At 81.3% G+C, this 763-nt stretch carries 1 protein-coding gene; it reads left to right on the forward strand.

Annotated features, from left to right (window positions below; all coding sequences use genetic code 11):
- The coding region (locus GTR00_RS22040) for a DNA translocase FtsK 4TM domain-containing protein (protein WP_323132675.1) at positions 1–763 on the forward strand (763 nt) is incomplete at both ends.

Here is a 763-nt window from a genome sequence, read left to right on the forward strand (position 1 = left end):
CGCCCGGCGCGCACCGGCCCCGGCCTGCCCGCGCGCGCCCTCTCCGCCGTCTTCAGCGGCCTGGCCCACCTCGTCGGGGGCGCCGTGCGCAGCGTGGGCAGCGGCGCGCGCGACCTCGACCCCGAGCTGCGCCGCGACGGCGCCGGCCTGGCCCTGCTCGGCCTGGCCATCGTCGTCGCCGCCCGCGAGTGGTGGGGCCTGCCCGGCCGCGCCGGCGCCGTCGTGCACACCGTCGCCGCCGGCACCTTCGGCGAGGTCGCCCTGGCCCTGCCCGTCGTGCTCCTGGGCCTGGCGGTGCACCTGCTGCGCCACCCCGACCGCACCCAGACCACCACCCGCGCCGTCGTCGGCACCACCGCGCTGACCCTGTCGGCCGCCGGGCTGGTGCACCTGGCCGCCGACGCGCCCTCGCCCACCGGGCCCGGCGGCGCCGAGGTCGTCACCGACGCCGGCGGCATGGTCGGCTTCCTCGTCGCCGGTCCGCTGGCGACGGCCCTGACGAACTGGGTGACCGTCCCGCTGGTGCTCCTGCTGGGCTTCTTCGGCCTGCTCGTCGTCACCGCCACGCCCGTGCACGCCATCCCCGCGCGCCTGCGCGAGGCCTACGAGCGGCTCACCCACCGCCCGCACGCGCCCGGCGGCGCCGAGCCCGCCGCCCTCGCCGGCGGGCGCCGCAAGGACCTGCCCGCCTCCGCGCTCGCCCGGGCCCGCGCGGCCGCCGCCGAGGGCGCCGGCGAGCGCGGAGGCGGGCAGGTCCTTGCGG

Source organism: Kineococcus indalonis (genome assembly GCF_009906395.1).
GTDB classification, from domain to species: Bacteria; Actinomycetota; Actinomycetes; order Actinomycetales; family Kineococcaceae; genus Kineococcus; species Kineococcus indalonis.